We start from the raw sequence: 6,138 nt of genomic DNA, 5'->3' as shown, positions 1-6,138 counted from the left end.
ATGGAGAAACCATCGCCATAAACGATATTTGAGTCAATTCACACAAAAACCTCTTCTAAACTTGTTGTTCAGAAGAGGTTTGTCTGCAGTCTGAATCTGCTTCATCACGAAGCAGATTTTTTGGTTTTTGAATCATTTGCTTTAAAGTACAACCACTGATCAAAGAAAGATGTTAAATCCTTTCCAGATACCTCGCTGGCAACTTGGATAAAATCTTTCGTTGTAGCAGTCCGGTATTGGAACTTCTGATAATACGTGCTCATGATTTTCATCACTTTATCCTCACCAATCTGTCGGACCAGATCAAACATCATGGCTGTTGGACGAAGATAAACCATTAAGCCATAAACCGCATCAGGGTAATCATAAAGCTTCTGAGCACTATGAACATGCAGGGAATCGTGGATCTGATTTGTGCGTGTCACCGCTTTTTTTAACCATTCTTCTCCATTTTCACCCTTTTGTTTTTTCATGTAGAGAAATTCAGAGAAACTCGTTAATCCCTCATCTAGCCATGGCTCTTTGGCTTGATTATTACCAACCACACCGTACCACCACTGGTGCGCTAGCTCATGCGCCACCACATTTACAGCAGGCACTTCTCCTTTTAGACTCGGAGCTTTGGGCACAGAGGTAACCAATCCCGGATACTCCATCCCTGCGATCCCATAACCCGTTTCGCCGAGAACTACATCGATCTCCTCATACGGATACGAACCAAATCGCTCGCCAAAAAACTTCATTCCATCAACCGCTGCTTTATGCAACTCATCTTTGACATCATCCATACCCGCTAGATACCATAGATTCACTTGAATATTTCCCGATTTTCCTTGAACCACTTGATAATCCTTCGTAATGACAGCGGCAAAATCGCGAACTTGATGTTGCGTCAGCTTGATTTCCCCGCCCTTCTTAGTAATCGAATCCTTAGCAGTCGAGATTACTTGATATCCCTCTGGCACATGGAACGTAACGTCAAAATCGGACATGTTCGTATAAAAAGGGTCACCAACGGTTGTATAAGGTTCATTATGCCATCCTTCTTTGTCTTTCACAGAAAGCATAGGGTACCATTGTGCAAGGAAGGCTGTATGTTTAAAGGTATTAAGCCTTGTCCCCCCTTTTGGTAGCTGTAAGGTGTAATCCATCTCAATCCGAGCAGACTTCCCTTTTCCTAACTCCTGAGGTAAGGAGACTTTCATGATCTCATTTTGCACCTCTTGCTTTACCGCATTTCCATCTACTTTCACATTTTGTATCTTAATGAAACCAGGCTTTTCGGGTTTCGATTCTTTGTTGTACTTCCAATTTTGAAAGACATTTGGATATAGGTGAAAATAAACTTCTTTCTGAGGCTCCGTTCGCAACTCTGGTAAATCAACCCTCATTTTCCCTTTCACTACTTGATTTTGGTCATCATAGGTAGCATCAATTTGGTAATGCGGGCGATCCACTACGGCGTAATTCTTATTTGACTCCGTTGTGTTGAACTTTAGAAACGTACTACTCATCGCAAAAGCAACCAGAATCGCCGATATACTAACAGAAAAAATCTTCTGATTGGGTAATTTCATAAAGATGGGTCACCTCAAACTTTGGCATATTTGTGCTTAGAGTGACCCAAGCGTATAAAGTTTATACATAAAAACAGACTCTACCTCAGAGTCTGTTTCCAGAAAGTGCCCTATAAATTTCCACGACGCTCTTGCTCACGTTCGATCGCTTCAAACAATGCTTTAAAGTTCCCTTCTCCAAAACCACGAGCACCTTTACGTTGAATGATCTCGAAAAATAAGGTTGGGCGGTCGACTAAAGGCTTCGTGAAGATTTGCAATAGATAGCCCTCGTCATCACGGTCTACTAAGATACTAAGACGGCGTAATTCATCAAGTGGCTCATCAATTTTTCCGACCCGCTCCGTTAATTCATCATAATAGGAGCCCGGGGTATCGAGAAACTCCACGCCATTTTTGCGCAATGCTTCCACTGTATGCACAATATCATTGGTAATGAGAGCAACGTGTTGCACTCCTGCACCGCGATAAAAATCTAAATATTCCTGAATTTGGGACTTGCGTTTCCCGTTTGCAGGCTCATTAATCGGAAACTTAATACGACCTGTTCCACTTGTCATCACTTTCGACATGAGTGCGGAGTATTCAGTACTGATATCGTCATCATCAAAATGAATCATCTGTTTAAAGCCGAGCACTTGCTCATAGTACGAAACCCATTCTTCCATACTTTCCACGTTACCAACTACGTGGTCGAGGGCTACTAAATCAGCCGGATTGCTCGGAATCTGCATCGGTGCTTCTATAAAGCCTGGTGCAAATACACCTTTATACTCTTTCCGTTCAACTAATGAATGAACCGCATCCCCGTATGTTCCAATGATGGCACGCTTCACAACCCCGAAGTCGTCTTCTTCAATCGTCGGTGACTGGATCGCTAGAGCGCCACGTTTGACTGCTTCTTCAAAGGCAAGTTCAGCGTCCTCTACACTAAATGCAATATCTTTAACTCCATCACCATGGAGGTTTACAAACTTCGTAATCTCATGCTCTGGAAGGTATGCTCCACTTACCAGTAAGCGGATATTTCCTTGCTCTAATAGGTACGATACTTTATCACGACTTCCTGTCTCAAGTCCTCTATAAGCGACTAAGCGGAAACCAAAGGTCTGGCAGAAAAAGTAGGCTGTCTGCTTTGCGTTTCCAGCGTAAATCTCCAAATAATCAACATCGATAATAGGCAGATGGTCTTTATGTACATCAGATGTCATTTGAATCTCTCCTTTAATCGGAAATTTACAACTACTCTTTCAGTTTACTTTGAATAAAACTATTTATGCAAGCGATTACATTGCCGCTCAATCGCTTTTGCGCAATGAAAGCTTACGAAAATCATCAGCTATCATACTATATATACATTTATTTGTAAGGTTCCCCTGCATATCCATGCTAGCATCCCGTAAAACGCCCTCTAACTGATAGTTAAGTCTCTCCGCCACTTTTCGACTTTTCATATTGCGCTCTTCACAGCAAATCTCAATTCGATTTGCATGAAAAACTTGGAAGGCAAATACGGTTAATCCCCTTACCGACTCCGTTATGTACCCTTTTCCCATAAAGCTTTTTCTACACCAATATCCAATTTCAAACTTGGGGATCTGCCAATTAACCTGATGTAATCCACTACTCCCCACAAAAATCTTTGTATCCTTTTCATATAGGTGAAAGCGAAAATCCGTTCTTTCTAGAAACTCACAGTGTGCTTTTCTCACACTTGCTTCCACTGCGTCTTCCGTTGGATTTTGCTGTGCCCAAGGCATCCAAAGTTGTAATATATCCAATGTCTCCATCATGGCTTCACAAATCTCCGAACCATCACCAGGCAAAGGAGCACGTATAATTAATCGCTCCGTCTCAAATGAATGAGGAAAGTCTTTTAGGATGGGGGATTTACTCAAGTTAGCTCCTCTTTTCATAAAATCTAAACAAAAAAATGATATCGTCTCCCATTTATTATACAGGAAGCCGATATCACAAGGATTATAACAGATTATTTTTTTATCAAGACTGAGGAAAATAGAATTGATCGAACGATCGCTCGACAGATGTGAATAACAAAGATGCCTGCACGTCTAACAACCAATCTCTCTTGAAATAATGTTACGCTGTATTTCCGACGTTCCTTCACCAATCTCCGCTAATTTGCAGTCTCGGAACATTCTCTCTACTTTATAATCGTGCATATAACCCCAGCCTCCGTGAATCTGAACGGCCTGGGAACAGACGCGCATCGCCATCTCTGATGCGTATAACTTACATATAGAAGCCTCTGTCGTATACTTCCTATTTTGATCCTTTAGCCATGCTGCTTTATATACATATGTCCGCGCTAACTCGATTTCCATCGCCATATCTGCCAACTTGTGTTGAATCACTTGGAACTTCGAAAGCGATCTTCCGAACTGCATACGCTCTTTTGCATATTTGAGCGCTAATTCATAGGCCCCCTGAGCAATGCCAACTGCCATAGCACCAATGCCGATTCTTCCTCCATCAAGGGTCACTAAGAATTGTTTAAAGCCTTCCCCTATTTTTCCAAGCACAGCGTCCTCGGCGATCTCTACATGATCTAAAACCAATTCTGTTGTATTGGAGCTATGCAATCCCATCTTATGATAGTTGCTTATTACTTCAAACCCAGATGCGTCTGTCGGTACGATAAACGCCGTAATCTCTTTCGAAGAGCCAGTCATCTCTGTCTTAGCAGTAAGGGCTACAAACTTCGCATAACTTGCATTGGTAATGAAGCACTTTGAACCTGTAATGCTCCAACCATTTTCTGTGCGAGTTCCTTTTGTAATCGTTCCTCCTGCATCGGAACCTGCACCTGGCTCTGTCAATCCAAACGCTCCTAAGGACGTCCCTTCACAAATCGGTACGAGGAACTCTCTTTTTTGTTCCTTAGTCCCAAATAGCGACAACGGAGCACCACCCAAGGAGATGTGCGCCGAATAAGTAATGCCTGTAGAAGCACATACCCGGCTTAGTTCCTCAACTGCGATCGCAAAAGAAATGGTATCTGCACCTGCACCTCCATACTCTTCCTCAAATGGCAGTCCCATCATCCCTAATTTCCCTAGCTTCTTCATAATCTCTAGCGGGAACTCCTTATTGCGATCTCGCTCGTCTGCTTCTGGAGCTACTTCGCCATCTGCAAAGTCACGCATCATATTACGAATCATAAGTTGCTCTGCTGTTAAATCATAGTTCATGCTGTCCCCTCCAAAAAAGGAATGTATGCGCTTTCAAGTCCATTATAGCCAGATAAGTTTGTTTACTTCAATAATTTTCAATATTATTAGCATATCTTCTTATTTTGGTCTTGATTCCGATTTGCATTGGGGAATGAAAAAAGATAAAATTAGATCAATCCAAATAAAAAGCACCCCTAAGGGCGCTATTTATCTGAACTCAAGAAAAGAGACGGAATCTTTATTCTAGGAAATCCTTCAAACGCTTGCTTCTGCTTGGGTGGCGAAGCTTGCGTAAGGCCTTTGCTTCAATCTGACGAATACGTTCCCGAGTAACACCGAAAACCTTACCAACCTCTTCTAGTGTGCGAGTTCTTCCATCGTCAAGACCAAAACGAAGTCGAAGTACATTCTCTTCTCTCTCAGAAAGAGTATCTAATACATCTTTTAACTGCTCTTTTAATAACTCATAGGCTGCTGCCTCTGCTGGTGCTTGTGCATCATCATCTGGGATAAAGTCGCCTAAGTGTGAGTCATCTTCTTCCCCAATCGGTGTTTCCAGCGATACTGGCTCTTGGGCAATCTTTTGAATCTCACGGACTTTCTCTGGAGTAAGCCCCATCTCGTTTGCAATCTCTTCTGGAGAAGGCTCGCGACCTAATTCTTGAAGTAACTGGCGATTGACACGTATTAATTTATTAATGGTTTCAACCATATGCACAGGGATCCGAATGGTACGTGCTTGGTCCGCAATCGCACGTGTAATCGCTTGGCGGATCCACCATGTTGCGTAAGTACTAAATTTGAATCCCTTTCGGTAGTCAAATTTCTCAACTGCTTTAATAAGTCCCATGTTTCCTTCTTGGATTAAATCAAGAAAGAGCATCCCACGTCCAACATATCTTTTCGCAATACTCACAACTAAGCGTAAGTTAGCTTCTGCGAGACGGCGTTTTGCTTCTTCATCGCCCTCTTCTATACGAGTAGCGAGTTTGACTTCCTCTTCAGCGGATAAGAGAGGAACACGGCCAATCTCTTTTAAGTACATGCGAACAGGGTCATTGATCTTAACCCCTGGTGGGACACTCAGATCATCGACATATGGATCCTCTGTATTATTTGAAGCATTAAATTTAAAGGGATCTTCATCATCTTGACCTTCGTTAATTACATCAATCCCTTGCTCATTTAGTGTTTCAAAGAACTCATCTACCTGTTGCGAATCTTGTTCGTAACTAGATAACTTTTCCATAATGGTCTTATAGCTTAAAAAGCCTTGTTTTTTTCCTAACTCTGTAAGTTGGCTTTTTAATTGTTCAAGAGTAAATTCTAATTCCGTATCGACATTTTGTTCTTTCGCCAAAGTAGGT

Annotated in this window: 5 protein-coding genes; all 5 read right to left on the bottom strand. The window is 42.0% G+C overall.

The features are described 5' to 3' along the window. Positions 1–104: 104 nt before the first annotated feature. Entirely contained in the window at positions 105–1,577 is a 1,473-nt protein-coding gene (locus tag EDD57_RS10785) for a M1 family metallopeptidase (protein ID WP_131849453.1), read from the bottom strand. 110 nt (positions 1,578–1,687) lie between these two features. Next, positions 1,688–2,788, bottom strand: coding sequence for a 4-hydroxyphenylpyruvate dioxygenase (gene hppD, locus EDD57_RS10780; RefSeq protein WP_131849452.1), 1,101 nt, complete (start codon positions 2,786–2,788; stop codon positions 1,688–1,690). 87 nt (positions 2,789–2,875) lie between these two features. After that, a complete protein-coding gene (locus EDD57_RS10775; protein WP_243649519.1) occupies positions 2,876–3,475 on the bottom strand; it encodes a GNAT family N-acetyltransferase in 600 nt (199 codons plus the stop codon). Positions 3,476–3,649: 174 nt separating this feature from the next. Beyond that, complete coding sequence (locus EDD57_RS10770; RefSeq protein ID WP_131849450.1) at positions 3,650–4,789, bottom strand: acyl-CoA dehydrogenase family protein; 1,140 nt, start codon at positions 4,787–4,789, stop codon at positions 3,650–3,652. A 220-nt stretch (positions 4,790–5,009) separates the two neighbouring features. After that, entirely contained in the window at positions 5,010–6,131 is a 1,122-nt protein-coding gene (gene rpoD, locus EDD57_RS10765) for an RNA polymerase sigma factor RpoD (protein WP_072335636.1), read from the bottom strand. Between the last annotated feature and the right edge of the window lie 7 nt (positions 6,132–6,138).

It is taken from the genome of Baia soyae, assembly GCF_004341445.1.
GTDB classification, from domain to species: domain Bacteria; phylum Bacillota; class Bacilli; order Thermoactinomycetales; family Thermoactinomycetaceae; genus Baia; species Baia soyae.
The sequence above is the reverse complement of the archived record's forward strand: the minus strand, read 5'-3'. Positions and strand labels throughout refer to the sequence as shown.

What these genes read in the sequence shown, in the direction of transcription:
- EDD57_RS10770 (WP_131849450.1), bottom strand. Translation starts at nt 4,789, where the DNA reads ATGAACTATGATTTAACAGCAGAGCAACTTATGATTCGTAATATGATG.
- hppD (WP_131849452.1), bottom strand. Translation starts at nt 2,788, where the DNA reads ATGACATCTGATGTACATAAAGACCATCTGCCTATTATCGATGTTGAT.
- EDD57_RS10785 (WP_131849453.1), bottom strand. Translation starts at nt 1,577, where the DNA reads ATGAAATTACCCAATCAGAAGATTTTTTCTGTTAGTATATCGGCGATT.